Origin of the sequence: Clostridium sp. AF32-12BH (assembly GCF_003477935.1) — a bacterium.
Classification (GTDB): domain Bacteria; phylum Bacillota; class Clostridia; order Lachnospirales; family Lachnospiraceae; genus Brotaphodocola.
Map to the genome: position 1 here is coordinate 1 of NZ_QUEH01000053.1, position 634 is coordinate 634.

Annotated in this window: 2 protein-coding genes; one reads left to right on the forward strand and one right to left on the reverse strand. The window is 30.8% G+C overall.

Annotated features, from left to right (window positions below; genetic code table 11):
- Positions 1-257 (forward strand): hypothetical protein (locus DWZ40_RS19920; RefSeq protein WP_207664534.1); only part of this gene is annotated, 257 nt, incomplete at its 5' end.
- Positions 258-321: 64 nt separating this feature from the next.
- Here DWZ40_RS19920 and DWZ40_RS19710 read toward each other — a convergent pair.
- Positions 322-634 (reverse strand): hypothetical protein (locus tag DWZ40_RS19710; protein ID WP_182431797.1); only part of this gene is annotated, 313 nt, incomplete at its 5' end.

Consider the following 634-nt stretch of genomic DNA (forward strand, 5'->3'; position numbering starts at 1 on the left):
ATAGTAATATTGAATATGGAATAAGCCCTCTTGGTATGATATCTAATAAGAAAAGTGTAAGCAAAACAGTTAGTTTTGCTAATCAGCATACGAGCAAACCGCGCGCTATTGTTTTATCCATACATACATATGGTTATTTTTATGGAATTTCTATTATAAATTCATATAATAGCAGCACATTTTCATTTACTCTAACGCCAATCGAGATAGGAAATGGTACTGGACAATGGAGCGTTCATTGGATTGCTTTGTGGTAGTTATTCTAATTTTGGATGCTCATAAAATAAATAATCATATACTGATATCACTAATGAATAAAAATCACGATTGAACATATGCAGCAACAGTCGTTTTCACAGAAAAATCACCAGTGCAATCCATTGCATTGATAGTGGTTTGTCCATTTGTCTTGATTGTAATTAATACTGGCTTACCAAGATTTGTTATTGCATACAATACAATATTATTTGAAATTTTCAATCCTGAATGATATGCAAGAATATACTCAGACCAAGATGTTGCATTCTTAATACCAAAATCGATTTGATATAATGCAAGATGCGCACTAATTTTGATTATTCTGGAATATGAGGTAACATTATTTTCTGCTTCCAAAACAATATCAATATTACTA